This window comes from Neobacillus nitrireducens (assembly GCF_030915405.1).
Lineage (GTDB): Bacteria > Bacillota > Bacilli > Bacillales > Cytobacillaceae > Neobacillus.
The window spans coordinates 1846770-1866187 of sequence record NZ_CP133262.1; the positions used below are offsets into that span (position 1 = coordinate 1846770).

Genomic DNA, 19418 nt, shown 5'->3' on the forward strand with positions numbered 1-19418 from the left:
TTTCTCCCTCTAATTTATTTAAAATAAAATTGAAAACTAGTTTGAGAATCAGTCCCATAATAGCCGGGACTGATTTTTTATAGCCTATTCTCCAAAAAATGCCTGGTGGTAAATTTCTTCCAGTTCGCTAATAAACGGTTGTTTCGGATTCGCAATCGTGTCTTGGTCGTCGAATGCAAGTTCAGCAAGAGCTGTTACTTTGCTTTCAAATTCTGTTTTATTGACTCCATTCGCTTCGATACTCATTGGAATTTCCAAGTCTTTAGCCAGCTTAATAATTGCCTGAATTAGGCTTTCAACACCTTCCTCTGTTGTTCCTGCAGGCAGGCCAAGCATTTTGGCAATTTCAGCATAGCGCTCGTCTGCAATAAAACTTTCATATTTAGGATAGGTCATGAATTTATTTGGTTTAGCAGCATTATAACGAATGACATGCGGCAAAAGAATCGCATTGGCACGTCCGTGCGGGATGTTAAATTCTGCACCTAAAACATGGGCAAGGCTATGATTAATCCCAAGGAACGAATTGGCGAAGGCCATCCCAGCGATTGTCGATGCGTTGTGCATTTTTTCGCGTGCAAGCTCATCACTGCCATCCCTATAAGCCATTGGCAAATACTTAAAGACAAGCTGAATTGCTTTCAATGCAAGTCCATCTGTATAGTCATTTGCTAAAACTGAGACGTACGACTCAATTGCATGTGTCAGGACATCCATACCTGTATCAGCAGTAACATGCTTTGGAACGGTCATGACAAACTGTGGATCGATGATTGCGACATCAGGTGTCAATTGGAAATCTGCTAGTGGATATTTCATATTTGACTTTTTATCTGAAATAACAGAAAAAGCGGTAACCTCTGAACCTGTCCCGGAAGTAGTCGGAATCGCAACAAATTTTGCCTTTTCACGAAGAACTGGGAATTTTACCACTCTTTTACTTGGGTCAAAGAATTTTTGTGTTAAACTGTGGAAATCTGTTTCTGGATGCTCGTAGAATAACCACATTGCTTTCGCTGCATCCATAACAGAACCGCCGCCAAGGGCAATAATACAATCCGGCTGAAACTTTCTCATTCTGTCAGCACCTGTCATAACCGTTTCAATGCTCGGTTCCGGTTCAATATCGGAGAAAGTTTCAAATTGGATTTTACTTGGATTCTTATTAAGATAATAAAGAACCTTGTCGACATAACCATTTTTCACAGGGCTTCCACTTGTAACAATAAACGCTTTTGAAATACCTGGGATTGAAGCAAGTGTTTGAATTGAATTTTTCTCAAAGAAAATCTGTGAAGGCACTTTAAACCACTGGGTAAACGTTCTTCTTTTGGCAACCTTTTTAATATTTATCAGATTTTCTGCTCCTACATTTTGCGACACAGAGTTCCCCCATAAGTACCACATCCGATTGTTAATGAAGGCAATGATGTGTTATAGATATCCCCAATCGCCCCATGGGTCGATGGTGTATTAACCATGATTCTGCCGGCTTTCATACGAAGTGCGAACATATCTACTAAATTCTGATCAGCTGTATGAATCGCAGCAGAGTGTCCAAGTCCACCGTATTCTAGCGTTTCCTCAGCAATTAGCATACCCTCTGCAAAACTATTAACCTTGTAACAAGCAAGAAGAGGACTTAGTTTTTCACATGAAAGCGGATATTTTGGACCTACTCCCTCTAATTCGGCTATGAGAATCTTGGTATTAACCGGGACGTTTACTCCAGCCAGTTTAGCAATCATCGCAGCTGGCAACCCGACGATTAAGTGATTGATTGAATTGGTTTTTTCAAAAACTGCAACCTTTTCCACCATTAATCTTTCTTCTTCATTAAGAAAATAACAATTATTTGCTATCATTTCTTGCTTAACTTCTTCATAAATTTCTTGATCGATAATAAGAGCTTGTTCGGAAGCACAGATCATTCCGTTATCAAATGTTTTGGACAAGATAACATCATTGACTGCCCTTTTAATGTTGGCGGTTTTTTCAATATAACAAGGCACATTTCCAGCGCCAACTCCAAGTGCCGGTTTACCGGAGCTGTAAGCTGCCTTGACCAAATTTGGTCCACCTGTTGCTAGGATCAAGGATACCTTCGGATGTTTCATTAAGGCCTGAAAGGCTTCGTGGGAGGGGACTTCGATCCATTGAATACAATTCTCTGGAGCACCCGCCTTAATGGCAGCTTCCTTAAGTAATTTTGCTGTCTCAGTGCAGCATTTTTGCCCAAACTGTGGGAATGCAAAAATAATTGGATTCCTCGTTTTAAGTGAAATCAGTGATTTAAAGATAACAGTAGACGTTGGATTTGTAATCGGGATGACCGCTGCGATCACACCAACTGGTTCAGCAATCTCTACCATTCCTTCATTTTGATTTTCACGAATAACACCCACAGTTTTCATATCTCGAATATTGTTGTAAATGAATTCTGTGGCAAACATATTCTTGAAAACTTTATCTTCATAAACTCCTCTTCTTGTTTCTTTAACTGCAAGTTTTGCTAAATTCTTATGATTTTGAAGGGCCGTAAGAGCCATTTGTTTGACGATTTCGTCGATCATTTCCTGGTTGAAACATCGAAAATCTTCGAGCGCCTCTGCAGCATTATTAGCTAATATATCAATCATCGAAGCAATCATTTGTTTTTCTTGTACTGCCTTTTCTTCAACTGCCATTTTATATCCCTCCGTATTCATTACTACTTTAGAAATTTGACTAGAATCAGGCTTGTTTACTAAGCAAATGGGTTTAAACTCACTCCCTTTTCTCTAATGGCTAAAATATATCACGATAGATAAATCGAAATTTGTCGAAGTGTGCAAAGAAATGAATGAGTAGCCATTCATTTTTAAAAAGTTCATAAAATGTTCATAATTATTCGGATCACTTAGTTATTCAATTCCGTTTCAGGCATGTTGGAATGAAAAAAAGCCATAAACTCCTTATTGGGAAGAGTTTATGGCTTTATCCTTATTATCAACCAGTATTTCGTAGCCCTGCAGAGATCCCACTAATTGTCAGCAATACTTCCGTTAGCAAGTCTTCATTAGGTTCGTCTTGATTTCGTAATTCTTTTATTAATTCTACTTGTAAAAAGTTAAGCGGATCGACATATGGATTTCTTCTATAGACCGATTCCTTAATATTCGGTGTGTGATCTAGCAATTCTTTATCGCCAGTAATGCTAAGAAGTATTTCTTTTGTTCTTTCATACTCTTCAAGAATATTCGTAAATATCCGTTCTGCAATTCTCTGATCCTCAACAAGCAATAAATATTCTCTAGCCGTTGTTATGTCTGCTTTCATTAATGCCATTTGCAGATTATCAATGGTTGATTGGAAAAACGGCCATTTTTCATACATTTCCTGTAGAAGTTGCAAATTTTGTTTTTCATTTGCTGCATAACCTGCTAAACCAGTACCGGCAGCGTACCATGCAGGCAGCAGCTGACGGCTTTGTGTCCAGGCAAATACCCATGGGATTGCCCGTAAATCTTCGAAACGGCCTTGGTTTTTTCTGCTCATCGGCCTTGAACCAATATTTAAATCCCCGAGTTCTCTGAGTGGTGTCGCTTCTGAGAAGTAGGTAAGGAAATCTGGATCTCCAAACACAAGTGATTGATATTTAGTCAACGCTAGGCTTGAGATTTCTTCTATCGCCTCTACCCACAAAGAGTCACGTGTCTGTCTTTGCTCCGCTTCTTTTGATAAATGTGTGGCTGCTAAAAGGAGTGTGGAAGTTGCCTGTTCTAAACTGCGATAGGCAATATCCTCGAGTAAATACCGTGATGATAAAACTTCTCCTTGCTCAGTGATTTTTACCCCGTCGCCAATAGTCTCTGGCGGTTGGGAGAGGATACTTTTGTTCAACGGACCACCACCACGTCCTAGCGAACCACCACGGCCATGGAAGAACTTCAGTCCGATTTTGTACCGATTCGCCATTTCATGGATTTCAATTTGAGCCTTATAAAGTTTCCAGTTAGCTGTCAATGTCCCCCCATCTTTGCTTCCGTCTGAGTAACCGAGCATAATTTCCTGCCGGTCGCCCATAATTTGCAAATGATTTCGATAGACAGGCATCTCAAATAGTGTTTCCATAATTTTTGGTCCGGCGGATAAATCGTCAATTGTTTCTAGCAATGGCGCCACATGTAGATGGCTTTCTAAGGTTCCATTTGCATGAAGGCGATAAATTCCTGCCTCTTTCGCAAAAACCAGTACTTCAAGCAAATCACTTGGTGATTTTGTCATGCTCACAAGATAAACGGATATAGCTCGTTTGCCGAATTCCTCATGTGCCTTCTTGATCATTTGAAACACTTTAATCATTTCTTGTGTTTGCTCCGAATAATCTTCATTTAATAATAGTAGTGGGCGAGGATCATTTAGAATATTTTGCAGTATTTTTAGTTTTTCTTCTTCGGTTAGCTCCGCATAATTTTCTGAGATACTAACTTTGCGCAAGATTTCCGTCATAGCTGCCTCATGTTCACCGCTATGATTCCGAATATCGAGTGTGGCTAAATGAAAACCAAACAATTGTACTTGTCGGATTAGCTTTTGAATCGTCCTTAATTCATGTGCAGCTGGATGATGCTTTTTCAAGCTCTTTCTAATAATAAATAGGTCTTCTAATAATTCATCGGAAGAATGATAACCCAAGTCAGTTTTCCCCACTTGTTTTACCCTTTCAATAATAATTGCAAATGCGCGGCGGTACACTTCCCCTTGTATTGGCCATTTTTTCTCTTCTGTTAAATAAGTATCTTCTTGTTCAATCAAATGAAGTAGCTCTGTACTTACCTCCACTCTTGAAGTGGAATGACTGTATCGTTTCATTAGATCTACCAGAACATTTTTATATTTTTTTAAGACGAGTCTTCTCTGCCTGTTTAGTGTCTCCCAAGTAACATCGTGTGTAACATGGGGATTACCATCGCGATCGCCACCGATCCATGAACCAAAACTTAAGAAATTCGGAACTTCCCATTGTGTTTGAGTGAAGTTTTTCTCTAAGCAATCTGCGACTTCTTGATGGATTTCAGGAAGAACCTCGAAAAGTGTCTGATCAAAATAATACAAACCATTTCGAACTTCGTCTAAAACAGTCGGTTTCGATTGCCTTAATTCATCCGTTTGCCAAAGAATGGAAACCTCATTAAACAAACTTTCTTCAAGTTTTTTTCTCTCTCTGCTTGTTAATAACGGGTGATTGAGGCTTTTTAGGATAACAGCAATTCTCTGCTGAATTTCAAGAATGGAGCGCTTAGTTGCCTCAGTTGGATGGGCTGTAATAACAAGTTCAAGTGACAATGTATTAAGGATATCTTGAATGACATCTTCCTTAATATTATTTTCTTTAAGCGAAAGGATTGCACTTTCTATTGATGAGGGTTGGACAATATTTTCATCCTCGAGTTGGTATTGTCTCCGTCTTCGGATACGATGATTCTGCTCAGCGGCATTAATCAGATGAAAATACATAGAGAACGCCCGAATAACTTGTTTCCTCATCGGTGCACTAAGACTAGTAATTTCTTCCTTCAAGGCATCATAGATAGCTTGGTCGAAATGTTCTCTTAATGTCTTACACATTAATCGAATTCTTTCCACTTTATCAAGTAAATCGGAACCACCATGATTGAGCAGAATTTCACCTAGCATTTTGCCAAGTAATTTTACATCCTGTCGCAACGGAAGACTGCTGTCAGTTAATTTCAATTCTGTAGTCATACGGCCACCTTCCTTTAATCGAAAAATTCGCTAAATTTTTATTTATTAATATAACATAATTTTTTACTTGATGTTAAAAAATAAATGTTCTTTTTTTAAAATAAAGTTTTTCTATTCAAAAAAACCTGCCAGGGCAGGTTTTTATAAAGTTATAAAAAATATATATTTTAAGATTCTTTATCAAACACAAGCACGTACGTTTTTCGATCATCACCGTTCGATACAACAATTGAAATAATTGTTTTCGAATCGTTTTCTACCTTAATCGTTTGACTAGTGCTGCCTTCAATCAAAATTTCTGAACTGCTGTATTCTGCAATTGGTTTTAGTGTTACTGCGTCCACATCATTTGAAACTTTTACATGGTAGGTAAACTCATCATTCGTAAAAGTGCTATCCCATGATCCTTCAGAAACTGACAGTGAAGAAAGCATAGCTTTACTTGTTTTTTCCTCGGGTGAATAACTCACTGGTTGTGTTGTTGAGTTGGAAGAATTCGTGCGATTATTTGGTTGTGTTGTTGGCTGAGTGGGACTCGGTTTAGGATTATTTATGGGATTCGTAGTTACCTCCGCAGCAGCTTTTGTCATGTGCAAGGTATAGGTTTTTTTCTCCCCATTTTCTGCCGTTACTACGATAATAGTATCTGACTTACCGACGGAAATTTCTACTACAACTCCATCTTTTGTGGCTGTTCTTTCATTCACCTTTATCGTTGATGTGTCTGCAACAGTTGTAGGTTTAATAGTAATTGCTTGAACGTCCTTTGGAACATCCACTTTATATTCCGTTACTTCAGAAGAAAATTTTGGTGATAACTGTCCCTTTGATAAATTGATACTTTGCAAGAGACTATTGGTGTTTTCCTCTCTCTTAATAGTCAGTGTATAAATATTTGTAGTGCCACTTCCATCATTTATAGATATAAGAAATTTATTCTCACCTGTTTGAATCGAATATTCCCCCGCAACTCCACTTAAAACCAGCTGTCCATTTATGGTTATCGATGAGTTGGTATTACTGCTTTCTACTACTAGCTTTATTGCTTGAACCTCATTTTTAACTGTTGCAGAGTATTCCTTTAAATTGGTAGAAAACAGCTGGTCCAGCTTAATCCCTTCTATTTCTAATTTTGATAGTGTATTTTCAAGTTGGTTTTCCTGGTTTGGAGCCGTATTAGTTTCCGCATATGCAGTGGATATGTAAGCCCCTCCCCCAATCCAAACCATTGAAATAACAAGCATCACATTTAGGGCTTTGTTTTGCATCGATTGTTTCATAGTCAATCCTCCTGTCTACTATCTCCTAAGGATAGTGGAATTTGGACTAACTTTATCAATCCTAGCTTAAGTTTAACTTAAGTTTATTTTTTACTTGCGATGAAATTCTTCCAACTTTGAAGAAATAACTGATGCTACCTCTTCATCCGATTTTTGGAGTGCTTTTTTGAAAAGAGAATTCGCTAATGTACCCATTGGCCCCGTTGCATTAATTTCAAGAAAGCCTGTCACACGTGTTTTATTTTTATTTAAAGCTTTTGCTTCAAAGTAACCTTCACCCAAATACTTTTCATTGGACCGTTTTAATTCAAAACTTACTCGGGCAGGTTCATTCCATTCTTTAATATCAATTAATAAACTTACCTTCTTTTTCATAACGCCGAGGTCACTTTTAAATTCCCAACAGATTTGACTGTCATTTATTTTTTCATGTTGAATATAACCAGGTACAAGTGGTGCCCAATTGTTTTCGTCTCGGATAAAGTCCCAAATTACTTCAATCGGGATATCTAATTCTAGATGTTGTAAATCGCTTAACATTTGTATCCCTCTTTCGTATTCAATATAAAAGACCTTCGAGTGGCAGAAGGTCCTTTCAAAAAATATATGTAGATTAACCATTGATTATTACCGAGCAATACCTTAGAATCTTATGATAGATTATAATATTCAGAAAATACATAAGAAGGGGGGGTACCTAAGGTTGAAAATCTTTCAATATTTCTTATTTTTTGGGGGTTTAACCTTTTTCGGATTAGGAAATGCAATTGCCGTAAAAGTAAAATATGTAGGGTTACACCCATGGGAAGTACTAAATGTAGCTCTATATGAACATTTTGGTTTAACTATTGGTACTTGGGGAGTGATTTGCGGGTTAATCCTGATTCTTATCTCTTTTTTGCTGCCCGGAGTTATATAAGCATCGGTACCGTCCTAAACGCCCTTTGTATTGGACCAATCATGGACTTTTTCCTCTGGTTAGATATTCTTCCAAAAGCAACGGGTACTTGGGTGGACTACCTCATTCTCTTCAGTGGGATTATCATTACAGGGATCGGTGGCGGAATGTATGTAGCAGCAGGAATTGGTGCTGGACCACGTGATGGTTTTATGCTATCCATTTCTGATAAAACAAAGCTGTCAGTAAGCCAAGCACGTATCATTGTCGAAAGCATGGTATTAATAATCGGTTTAATATTAGGTGGTCCTGTATTTATTGCAACTTTTCTATATACATTCATTCAAAGTCCAATTTTCCAGCATTCTCTTAAGCTATTTAAAATATTAGTGGAAACAGTCAAAAGGAAAAAAAGCAAAACTCAAGAAAGTATGGTTATCTAAATAAACAGAAGATGCCGGTGGCATCTTCTGTAATAAACTTTAGTCTGTTATTTTTTGCGAATTGCAATAATAATTGATGCTAAAGAAAGTAACGCAGCTATTCCTGATAAAATTAGCGATAAAGAATTGGAAGTTTCTGTTGTCTTCTTAGTTACTTCTGTTTTTGCTTTTTCAGTTTCTTGCTTCTGAGTCTTATCACTATCTTCTGTATTTTGAGTGGCATGGTGATCCATGGTTGTTGCCGTTACAATATCTGTAATCGAATGAGGTGCATCTGATCCTTCGTCACCTGTCCACTCGACAACACTGCCATCCTTGTAATATTGAAACGCATCCCACGCAGCTTTTGCGGCCTTTTCAGGGTTTTTCCCGACAAACACAAATTGTTGAAATTGACCAGCTTGAATTCCTTCCCCTGTCGCCTCAAATGTGAAGGTTTTAACTTTTCCACTAGCATCCTTTTCAGAAGAATAAGTCCATCCGGGAACAGGCTGATAGGACATAATCTCTACTCCTTGAGGAGCCTTGATGGTCACTTTCGTTGTAGCCGCTTCTTTTTCAACTGGCACTTTTAGAGTATAGGTTTCCCAAGCACCTGTTGTAGAAGTTTTTGGTATGACGGTAACATGAGCACTTGCCAAACTTGAAAAGAAAAATAAACTTACTACTGCTGGAATAAATAATTTTGAAATCTTAATCATCATTTTGTTCAATTGAATTCCCCTCAATTTTTTATTGACTTCCCACTAAAACTTTAAAATCCGTATCGATACTTTCTAGCGACTTTGTTAGCACATGGACATGTACATTCCATCGACCTGCCATGCTAAAATGCAAACCTTTTACTTCATATTTGCCTTCAGCAATTTTTGTTAAATTAACGGTTTCTTTTCCCATGTCCATTTCAAGCATGGTAAAGGTTAAGTGAATTTGTTCAATCTCCTTGATTGGCTTCCCTTCTCGGTCTTTTAAGGTAACCAAGAATAAATTCATTCCGATAATATTAGGCGTTGCTTTCAATGAAACTTGCATATCTTGATTTACTTTTTTGGTTTCATTGAAAGGTCCCGGTGACTGCATTGCCGTTGGCAAATTGGTTAAAACAACTGAAAGGACTAGGATGATCAATCCAAGTAAAAGTTCTCCCTTTAGTGTTGCCCATAGGCCTCCAGCTCTTCCGCTTTTTCCTTTAATAAAATTCAAGGCTGCCAGTATCAACATTAGCAAAAATAGGCTTACTTTGCACAATAACACCTGCCCATAGTTCGTTTGGAAAAGTGCCGAAAAGTTTGGAATATATAAAAAGCTGCCATACAATCCTGTTAACGTTAGAATAAGAACGAGCAAGATTCCCCATTTGGAGAAACTTTTGACCATTTTTAGATACTCCTGCTTTAATTCTGGCTTCTTACTGAATGATAGCAATCCGACAAAACCAATTAAACTTCCTATCCAAATCGATGCGGCAAGTAAATGGAGAAAATCCATTGCTGTCGCTAATACCTGATTGGTTTGCCCAGATGCATGACTTGTCACTGCTTTTGTCAAAACCATAGCTGCCCCTAAACAAAAGCAGGCCCACAATATGATTCGTTTTGTGCTGTCGGCCAAACCAATAAAAGAGGTGAGTAGGGTAAGAGTTAAAAGAAGGGCTATCTGTATAAGCCACGATTGACCATAATTTGTGTTCATTAGCATATTTTCGAAGGTTGAGAAGGTAAACACTTCACTCCAAGGAAGACCAATTTCAATCGTCGCCTGTAATGGCAGGCCAAGCAGTATAATAATGAATAAAAGTATCAAACCTGCGCTAATCAGTTTACGGAACCGCTTATCAACTAAACCTGTTTCCCTTAGTTCCTTAGGCAAAATAACCATATAAAAAAAAATGAGCCCGACGTAGCACGCATTGCTTAAATATTGCAACCAACGAATAATAATTAAATCTGCTTTCGGTGTGTAGCCTTTCGTTTCATTTCCTATCGCAGTAGAGTCTTGTCCTTTTTCACCAATTTGAAAAGGAATAACTCCTTCAACGGGATGACCGTCGCTTGAAACCACCTTCCACTTTATTCGATAAGAGCCATTGGGGAGATTCTTTTTTAAATCACTCTTTAAGATAAAAGGTTGCTTCGGATCAATCCGCCCATTTTTTTTATCGACTCGATTACCTTCTGAATCAAAAACCTTTATGGAGTTAAAGGAAGGCTGGATTGATTCATCAAATTTAATCGTTACTTTGGTTGGCACTTTTTCTACCGTCTCATTTTCTAATGGTGTAGATTTTTTAATATAAGCGTGTGCTGATGAAATAGACGGAAATAAAAATAAAAACAGCGATAGGATAACAAGCAATGAACTGGCTTTTTCTTTAATATGCAATCCATCACTCCCTTTACTTTCGAATCGTTATAGTGGTTCATAAATACATTAAATGTAATAAAATTTTCACTATCGATACTATGATAATGATAAATAAGAATATTAACAATATCTTTATAAGAACAACCTGTGAATAATTGTTGAACTTTCATCATTATAAGAAGGAGTAATCACTCTTATATAATAAATCTTCATAAGATTAACATAGAATCTCCCAAGTTTCTGCAAATTTTTGATTTATGATTAACTAAGAAAAGAAGGGAGTTGGAGAATAATGAAAAAATTTGTTGTTGGAACTCTTAGTGCTGCACTTATTCTTGGAGCTGGGACGGCTGTATTTGCAGCCGGAAATAGCCATTCTAGTGATCGTGTAAATTTTGAAAAGATGTTGCCGTTTATGCAAAAAATGCATCCAGATTCTTCGAAGGCTGAATTAAAAGACATGTACAAAGCTTGTCATGAAGGAGAAGGGATGATGGGTGATACAAAGGGAAAGGAAAATATGATGAATAGTTTTTAAATCCTTTATTAATTCATCTATACTATCTTCGAGGTTTGGTATTATTACCAGGCCTTTTTTGCATAGTATCTAATCCCTCAAAAAAACCCGTATAGAATTAATAATTCTACACAGGCTTTGGAAAATATATGAGTATAAAAAAAATCAGTGATTATTCAATTGATAATCACCTTTTTTTTACGTTTATTTTAATTTTCCAGTTGTAATAATTGGATCCCAATTCTTTCTTTCGTCTTTCGTTTCATATAAAGATGTGGCAAAAGTGGAGACCGCTATTGGTTTTTCATCCTTTTGATTAACTGCAATAGTCTAGGATTTCATGCCAATCCCTATTTTATTAAATAACTTCTTTAAAAAGTCTTGTGGTTGATTCTTTGCTTTTAATGTTGCCTTTCTTTCCCTCTCCATTTGGTGCAGAGTAAATTTCATCGGTTTCTGACACATAAAGAGCCTCCTCAGTAGTCCTTGGTAAATTCCTACAGCCTATCTTTTATCTGCTTTGAGTGTATTAAATAAGTTTGCAGAAAGTAACAAGAATCTATTACAATTTTTAAAACGGAGGGTTTTCAAAAAAGCCTAATTTATAGTTACTTGTAAACAAAAAAAACAACGTCATTCTAACGGGTTCCGTTTCCTATCGCAAAACGTCAATTTGCACAGTGAAATGCAAACCAAAATGTAATCCTTTTTGCACTATAAAATGTAGGGCAATTTGTAAGGCTAGAGGGATTAAAAAACATTGAAATAGCAAGGGTTTCTATCCTTGCCATTTTACTTTTAATGGCTAATTCATCGGATTGTGTATTACGAAGAAGTTGGCAAACCATTTCCTCCTTCTCGTATCGATTTTTCGTAGGTATGAGAATTCATAGGCGGAAAATTTCCGCCTAATGTTTATGGAGGAGGCTAAAGAAGCAGATATAAGCGGAGATATTCCGGTTAACTCCTCTAAATAAGACAAAATCTAAAGATTTGGATCATATAAGCGGAAAAACTCCCCTTATTTTTAAGGGAATATGGGTATTTCCCAATTTAGCAGGATTTTCTCCGTTTATTTTTCAAACACAATGAAATCAACATTCAGTTATAGCAGAGCCTAACCAATATCCTCTGTAAATAAATTTGTAAGTAAAAATGAAGTGTATTTTTCTGAGGTACACTGGCTATTGTACCCCCACATTTTAATATACAAATTCTCCCGAAATAATTATCGAAATCCCTTTTTATCAACAAAAATAGACCTCCAAATTACCATACAATTTGAAGGTCATTTTGTATTACATTTTTAATGTTTGCAGTAGTTAACGGAACCAGTTAACTTCATTCGTTGTTTTTTTTATCATTGTTATAAAGTCCAATAAGTTAATGTATCAAAAATTCCTAATAGTAACATCAGCACCCCAGCAATCCTTTGAACCACTATCCCAAACTTTCTCCCTATTTTCATTATCACTCCACTAGCGCCGAGGTACCAAATGATAAAAATAAAAATCAATAGTGGAATAGCCGTTCCAATGGCAAATATAGGTGGCAATATAAACCCATAGGCACTAGACAATACGACTGGCATTAAGGTGACAAAGAAAAGTATAAACATAGTAGGACAGAATGCTAGTGAAAAACTAAATCCTAACATAAAAGAACCCAGAGGATTATCACTCTTGTATTCTTTTGATCCTTTTAATAAATTTATTGTTCCTTTTAATTTGATAAAACCCAACATAAACAACCCAACAATAACTAATAAAGGTCCCATAATCTTCCGTAGCCATGGAAAATATAAAGTAAGATTTTGTTCAAATCCCCTTCCGAGCAGCCATACCAAAACACCTAACAAAGAAAATGCTACTACCTTCCCTAAAGTGAAAAAGAAAACATCTTTCCAAGCAATTTTCTTTTGAATAGAACGGTTACCATAAAGTGTTACAGCACTTATATTACCTGTGAGCTGACATGGTGCAAGAGCTCCTATTAGGCCTAGAATAAACGCAAAGACTATTGGCCATGATTCTAAGCTATAGGCTATATTGGTAAATGGTTTACTTACAACTGAGCTAAATTGACTTAAAATACCGTACATTTAATCACCTTAAATCATTAATTGATAGACAAAAGCTTAACATAAAGTGATGCAGAAATTATGAAGAACAACCTAAAAATCATCAATATTCTGTTGAATCAATTCTCACAAAAGGATCTAGATTTATTTATACCATTTTTATTTAGGCCCAAACCTCTTCAAGAACTTCTCGGAATAAATCATCCAAAAGTGGTGTCATATCCTCTTTGGACACTTTAAGCGTTTTGGTGTATTCCTCGAGCCGGTTGATTTCTTTTTCTAAAAAATCATTAATTACCGTCACCTTTGGCTCGAGATCTAACTCCTCCCCGCTGATTTTCCTCTCAAGCAAAGTATGGATTTCCTCCTTTAGCTGACCCTGTTCTAGAAGTTCTTCTACCAATGTTTGAAATTCAATCGGCGGAACCGAATTATACCTTTCAATCCAAATACATGCTAAAACTGGTCGAAGGACATAGAAGTACTTTTTAATCTTCACAGAATCACCACGGAGATAATCACGAAAATTACCTTTTGCCATATTTAAATAATGATAGAGTGCTGATTGCGGTAAAAACACTTGATTTTGGATGGCTTTCAATTTATCTGTTAATGAAAAAGCTTGATAATAAACAATGCCTGAATGGAGCCATTCCATTAGCGGCGGATTGGATTTGCGGAATAACTTGAGTGCTTTTCGTAATTCCCAGCCATTAATGTCAAGAAGGTTATTTATCGGAAGTTCAATGACATCACGCTTTTGATCAATGCTTAAATACCAGTCCTTTTTGTGGACATAAATAAACCGAACATCGTAATCACTATCCTTGGATGGAAAGCCCCATGCTCTGCTCCCAGACTCGACTGCGAGACAAATTTTCACATCAAACTGTTCTTCGATTTTTTTAATTTCTGTGAGGATTTTTTCTTTCATAGGTATTCACTCCCTAAACAATGCCTTGACCAAAGACTTTTACAATAATAGCGATAGTCATGATGGAGCTGTTGAACAATAGGTCCCTTTTTGCCAGGCAATTTATGCCCTTCAAAAGAAGTAATTGGTACGATTTCTTGAATGGAATTGGTGACAAACAGTTCATCTGCCTGAAAGGCGTTCTCAACGGTATAAAACCCCTCTGCCACACTTAAATTATGTTTCTTCCCTAATTCAATGACAAACTGACGCGTAATTCCATTTAATATACCGGTCTCTACTGCCGGGGTAAATATGACATTTCCTTTTAACCAAAAGATATTTGAGACAATCCCTTCAGCCAGATATCCATCTTTGGTTAAGAAAACTCCTTCCACGTCAGCGGCATTTCCGATTTCTCTTTTTGCCAGGATATTATTCATAAAATGATGGGACTTTATTCGTTCCTTACCTTCTGGGCTGTTTCGTCTTAGCTTCAATAAAACAGCCCTTTTTTCCACTAAGTCCCCAGCAGGTGGTAACGGCTTAGGAAAAATAAGGATGTTCGGTTTCATGTAAGGTTCCACCTGCAAACCAACGTCACCAATTCCTGCAGAAACATTTAAGCGGATATAGGCATTGGTTAAATTGTTTATTTCTAGTAACTCCTGCAAGTTTGAATACACTTCTTCTCTATCAAACCGGAAGTTAATGTTCAGCACCTCTAACCCCTTATTTAGACGCTCTAGATGATCATCTAATAAAAAGGGATGCCCTTCATATACTCTAAACGTCTCAAATAATCCCATCCCATATAAAAAACCATGATCAAAAGGTGAGATTTTTACCTCTTCTTTTTTTACCAATTGACCGTTAAAGTAGATATGCATTTTTAATACCCCTGATGAATGGGTGCCGGTTTATAGTGATGGACAAAGTTCTGCAAAAGCACTTTCCCTGAAGTAGTCATAATCGATTCCGGATGAAATTGAACTCCTTCAATAGGTAATTCCTTATGACGGATCGCCATAATCTCCCCTTCTTTTGTCCAGGCAGAAATCTCAAAGCAATCTGGCAGAGTCTCAGTTTTGACAATCAATGAGTGATATCGTGTTGCCGGAAAAGGATTCGGTAAACCTTGAAAGATCGTCTTTCCATCATGATACATATCAGATGTTTTACCATGCATAAGCCGTTCTGCTTGGACTACCTCACCTTGGAAAGCTTGGGCAATCGCCTGATGACCAAGGCAAACGCCAAATATAGGTATTTTTCCTTTGAATGCTTTAATTGCCTCAAGGCTGATTCCCGCTTCATTTGGACTGCAAGGGCCTGGAGACACCATTAAGAAATCAGGCCGCAGTTTCGAAATTTCCTCAATTGATGTTTGATTATTCCGTTTCACCACCAAATCTTCTCCTAGTTCCCCTAAATATTGAACTAGGTTAAAGGTAAAGGAATCATAATTATCTATCATAAAAATCATCGCTGCTACTCCTCTGCCATTTCTTTTGCCTTCCATAATGCGGCCGCTTTTTTCATCGATTCTTTATATTCATGCTTTGGATTAGAATCAATGACAATTCCAGCCCCTGCTTGAACATGTGCCATTCCATCTTTAACTAGCATCGTTCGGATAATAATATTTAATTCCAGATCACCGCTGAAATCAATCCAGCCAAGTGAACCTGTATAAATTCCGCGTTGGACAGGTTCAAGTTCCTCTATTATCTCCATTGTCCGGACTTTAGGGGCACCTGTGATTGTTCCACCTGGGAAAGCAGCATTAATAATATCAGAGTTTGATTTATCATCCGCCAATTCCCCTCTTACATTAGAAACGATATGCATCACATGGGAATATTTTTCAATCACCATAAATTCATTGACCTCAACGGTCCCATACTTACATACCCTGCCAAGGTCATTGCGCTCTAAATCCACCAACATGACATGTTCCGCTTGTTCCTTTTCATTTTCAATTAATTCATTCGCAAGCATCGTATCTTCTTGGTCGTCCTTACCTCTAGAACGAGTTCCAGCGATTGGACGTGTACTTACTTCCTGTCCGTTCTTTTTAACTAGAAGTTCTGGTGATGCACTTACGAGTTGAAATTCTGGTGTATGGAAATAGGACATGTAAGGTGATGGATTCAGGGACCTTAAGTGTTCATATACTTGAAGTGCCTTTACTTCTATCGGTTTTGATTGGCGAACAGCAAGGTTCACTTGGAACACATCACCTTGAGAAATCTATTGTTGAATTTTTATTACTGCTTGTTTAAATTCCGCTTCCGTTAATGATACCTCTAAATGGTCAGAAGTTATTTCTGTTGTCTTTGGCTGTTTATATTCGACTGGTTCTTTAAGCCAGCATTGTTCCCAATAAGATAACCGCTGATCAATATCGTGTTCATTTTCAGCCAAAATCATTATCCATAATTGTTCTTGGTCATGGTCATAAATAAACCATTCCTTCACAATAAAAAAGTAAATTTCCGGCATGCCTAAATCATCTTTTGCTATTTCAGGAAGTTCTTCTACGTATCTTGCATAATCATAGCTTATGTAACCAATCCCACCACCGAGGAAACTAGGCAAACCTTCTATTTTATCTACATGATACTGGCTTAGCCAATCTGTTAGTAAGTGAAGCGGATTACCAATTAACTGTTCCGTCTTATTTAAAGTATTAATTTCAAGCTGATTGTTTTTCCCTTTAATAATCGTTTCGGGTTGAAAGGCAGCAATACTATAACGCCCCCCACGCCCACTCTCCAATAACACAAAATGTGTACTATTCTCACTAAGCGAGCGGAACTGACTAAAGAACCTTGAATAAGAATAAGAAATTTTTTTACTGTACAAATGAAGTTGACGCAAACAATCCACCCCTTACTGTTTCTCTTTATCCATCATACTTGAAATGGGTGTCAGGCACCACTGAAGATTGGTGTCTGACACCGTGGAGTGAATTATTTTTTCGGTCATTAATGAAGGATTAATTGTACTAGCTGTGGAAATTGGTAAATGAATTATTTGAATTTTCTGGAGGTTCACTTATGAAGAAGGATTCCATTTTGATTGTTGAAGACGAAGAAAAGATTGCAAGGTTACTGGAACTAGAACTTGAATACGTAGGTTATCATGTTACGAAAGTAATGGACGGATTGGAGGCTTTTGCGGCCTATAAGAACGGAAACTGGGATTTAATTTTGCTGGATGTTATGCTTCCCGGCATAAGTGGGATTGAACTCCTTCGCCGTATTCGGCTAACTAACAAGTCTACACCGGTTCTTTTACTGACTGCTAAGAGTTCTGTAGAGGATAAAGTTTCCGGTCTGGATTATGGGGCAAATGATTATATAACTAAGCCATTTCAAATTGAAGAGGTACTGGCTCGAATCCGTGCTGCTTTACGGGTTAAAGTAGTCGAACAAACAGAAGAAGATGGCATTAATTTGACATTCGCAGACTTAAAAATCAATCCAAAAACAAGAGAAGTCTTTAGAGGTGAAGAATCAATTGATTTAACCCCTAGGGAATTCGATTTGTTGGTCTATTTAATGATGAATAAACGCCAGGTACTAAACAGAGATCAAATTTTAGAAGCTGTCTGGGGTTATGACTTTATTGGAGACACAAATGTAGTTGATGTCTATATCCGTTATGTCAGAAAAAAAATGGAACAGCCGAATAAACCGGCATTAATTCATACGGTCCGTGGTGTTGGATATGTCTTGAAGGAAGCAAAATGAAACTGAGCAATAAAATAAATTTGTACACTGCTGTATTATTTACCGCCCTATTAATTATCATGAATATTTCTGTTTATTTCACCTTTAGCAAATTAATTCTCGATAGTGAGCTAAACACCGCAACAAAGGAAATGGAAAAAACCGCGAATGATATTGGGAAATCACTAGGTTCCATTTCTGAAGGTGAACTTTTACGTTCTTACGTACCCCTTAATGGGATGATTCAATTTGTCACCACTGAGAACAAGCCCATATCAACAGTCACAAGTCCGACCGAAAAAAATTTAGTTGAACGAAAAGTGAAGTTTTCTAAAGGAGAAGTTAGTAACTTTATCGTTTTTCAAAAAAAGGATTATACCTTTGAGTCCGTGCCGATTATATTATTAGACGGAAGTGTAGCAAATCTTCAAATTACAAAAAGTATTAAATCGACAACCGATAACTTAGAAATTTTGCGGCTGGTCCTGGTTTTAGTGACACTTCTCGCGATAGTTCCAGTGGTTATTTCAAGCCGGATTCTTAGTAAACTGATAACTAACCCCGTTACTTCGATGATTAGGACAATGACAGAAATTAAACACAGCGGCCATTTTAAGCGTTTAACTCTTGAAAGAAAATCCAAAGATGAACTGAATCAAATGAGCGAAACCTTTAACCATATGATTGAATTACTTGAAACAAATTACGAAAAACAAAAACAGTTTGTTTCTAATGCATCCCATGAATTTAAAACCCCACTAACAATTATTGAGAGCTATGCAAGTCTTTTAAAGCGGCGTGGTTTAGCTGAACCAGAGCTTTTCAACGAGTCAATTGAAGCTATCCATTCGGAAGCAATTCGCATGAAAGAAATGACCGAGCAATTGTTACTGTTGGCCAAACATCAGGAGCAGTGGAATATCCAAAGAGCTCCCATACATCTTGGTGATTTCCTACTTCAAACCATAAAGGACTTCCAAAGTGCATATAAAAGAGAAATCCAATTTCAACCAGGAAACATTCTCCATAAAACTGTTGTTACCGATGAAAAAAAACTAAAGCAACTATTGTATATCCTGCTAGATAATGCCCGGAAATATAGTGATAAAGCTATAACAGTCAGTTCTGACCTGGAACAAGGTGAGGCTTTTATTAAGGTAACCGACAAAGGAATCGGCATCAGTAATGATGAAATCCCCAAGGTCTTTGATCGATTTTATCGTGTTGATCAGGCGAGAACCAGGAAAAAAAGCGGTTCGGGGCTTGGCTTATCATTGGCAAAGGAAATTGCCGATGCGATTGGTATCCGGATTCAACTTGAAAGTGAGGTGGGAGTTGGAACCACGGCAACTCTTTTTTTTAAAACAGATAAAAATTAATCCATTTCTTAGCATTTTCTAATCTTTATATTAGAAAATAAATGTACTAATCGTGGTGG

The 19418-nt window shown here is 37.2% G+C and carries 12 protein-coding genes and 3 pseudogenes; 4 read left to right on the forward strand and 11 right to left on the reverse strand.

What is annotated here, in order from left to right; genetic code table 11:
- Nucleotides 1-84: 84 nt before the first annotated feature.
- The 4 genes and pseudogenes from adhE to RCG22_RS08900 form a co-directional block, all read right to left on the reverse strand.
- Nucleotides 85-2687 (reverse strand): annotated as a pseudogene (adhE, locus tag RCG22_RS08885) (bifunctional acetaldehyde-CoA/alcohol dehydrogenase).
- 301 nt (nt 2688-2988) lie between these two features.
- Nucleotides 2989-5748, reverse strand: coding sequence for a phosphoenolpyruvate carboxylase (gene ppc, locus RCG22_RS08890; RefSeq protein WP_308106555.1), 2760 nt, complete (start codon nt 5746-5748; stop codon nt 2989-2991).
- 167 nt (nt 5749-5915) lie between these two features.
- On the reverse strand, nt 5916-7028 hold the full coding sequence (locus tag RCG22_RS08895) for a cadherin-like beta sandwich domain-containing protein (RefSeq protein WP_308106556.1): 1113 nt from the start codon (nt 7026-7028) through the stop codon (nt 5916-5918).
- A 90-nt stretch (nt 7029-7118) separates the two neighbouring features.
- Complete coding sequence (locus RCG22_RS08900; RefSeq protein WP_066252319.1) at nt 7119-7568, reverse strand: SRPBCC family protein; 450 nt, start codon at nt 7566-7568, stop codon at nt 7119-7121.
- Between the two features lie 112 nt (nt 7569-7680).
- On the opposite strand from RCG22_RS08900, the pseudogene RCG22_RS08905 reads away from it, so the two are divergent.
- Nucleotides 7681-8369 (forward strand): annotated as a pseudogene (locus RCG22_RS08905) (YczE/YyaS/YitT family protein).
- A gap of 47 nt (nt 8370-8416) precedes the next feature.
- Here RCG22_RS08905 and RCG22_RS08910 read toward each other — a convergent pair.
- On the reverse strand, nt 8417-9073 hold the full coding sequence (locus RCG22_RS08910) for a YcnI family copper-binding membrane protein (protein ID WP_308107114.1): 657 nt from the start codon (nt 9071-9073) through the stop codon (nt 8417-8419).
- Between the two features lie 28 nt (nt 9074-9101).
- Entirely contained in the window at nt 9102-10751 is a 1650-nt protein-coding gene (locus RCG22_RS08915; protein ID WP_308106557.1) for a copper resistance CopC/CopD family protein, read from the reverse strand.
- 274 nt (nt 10752-11025) lie between these two features.
- Here RCG22_RS08915 and RCG22_RS08920 point away from each other — a divergent pair, with 274 nt between their 5' ends.
- Nucleotides 11026-11271: a hypothetical protein gene (locus RCG22_RS08920; protein ID WP_308106558.1), complete on the forward strand. Its 246-nt coding sequence runs from the start codon at nt 11026-11028 to the stop codon at nt 11269-11271.
- Nucleotides 11272-12616: 1345 nt separating this feature from the next.
- On the opposite strand, the gene RCG22_RS08925 is transcribed toward RCG22_RS08920, so the two are convergent.
- From RCG22_RS08925 to pabB, 5 genes and pseudogenes are all read right to left on the reverse strand, one after another.
- Nucleotides 12617-13351 carry an urease accessory protein UreH domain-containing protein gene (locus RCG22_RS08925; RefSeq protein WP_308106559.1) on the reverse strand — a complete coding sequence of 245 codons (735 nt, stop codon included), beginning with the start codon at nt 13349-13351 and terminating at the stop codon, nt 12617-12619.
- Nucleotides 13352-13493: 142 nt separating this feature from the next.
- A complete protein-coding gene (locus tag RCG22_RS08930) occupies nt 13494-14264 on the reverse strand; it encodes a nucleotidyltransferase domain-containing protein (protein ID WP_308106560.1) in 771 nt (256 codons plus the stop codon).
- Nucleotides 14261-15133, reverse strand: coding sequence for an aminodeoxychorismate lyase (gene pabC / locus RCG22_RS08935; protein ID WP_308106561.1), 873 nt, complete (start codon nt 15131-15133; stop codon nt 14261-14263). The genes RCG22_RS08930 and pabC overlap by 4 nt, the downstream gene beginning before the upstream one ends.
- Nucleotides 15134-15135: 2 nt before the next feature.
- Nucleotides 15136-15729 carry an aminodeoxychorismate/anthranilate synthase component II gene (pabA, locus tag RCG22_RS08940; RefSeq protein WP_308106562.1) on the reverse strand — a complete coding sequence of 198 codons (594 nt, stop codon included), beginning with the start codon at nt 15727-15729 and terminating at the stop codon, nt 15136-15138.
- A 5-nt stretch (nt 15730-15734) separates the two neighbouring features.
- Nucleotides 15735-17126, reverse strand: a pseudogene (gene pabB / locus RCG22_RS08945) (aminodeoxychorismate synthase, component I).
- 179 nt (nt 17127-17305) lie between these two features.
- Here pabB and RCG22_RS08950 point away from each other — a divergent pair.
- The gene (locus RCG22_RS08950; protein ID WP_308106563.1) at nt 17306-18001 is read left to right on the forward strand and encodes a response regulator transcription factor; all 696 of its coding nucleotides are present in this window, start codon (nt 17306-17308) and stop codon (nt 17999-18001) included.
- The gene (locus RCG22_RS08955) at nt 17998-19359 is read left to right on the forward strand and encodes a sensor histidine kinase (protein WP_308106564.1); all 1362 of its coding nucleotides are present in this window, start codon (nt 17998-18000) and stop codon (nt 19357-19359) included. The genes RCG22_RS08950 and RCG22_RS08955 overlap by 4 nt, the downstream gene beginning before the upstream one ends.
- The last annotated feature ends 59 nt before the right edge of the window (nt 19360-19418 follow it).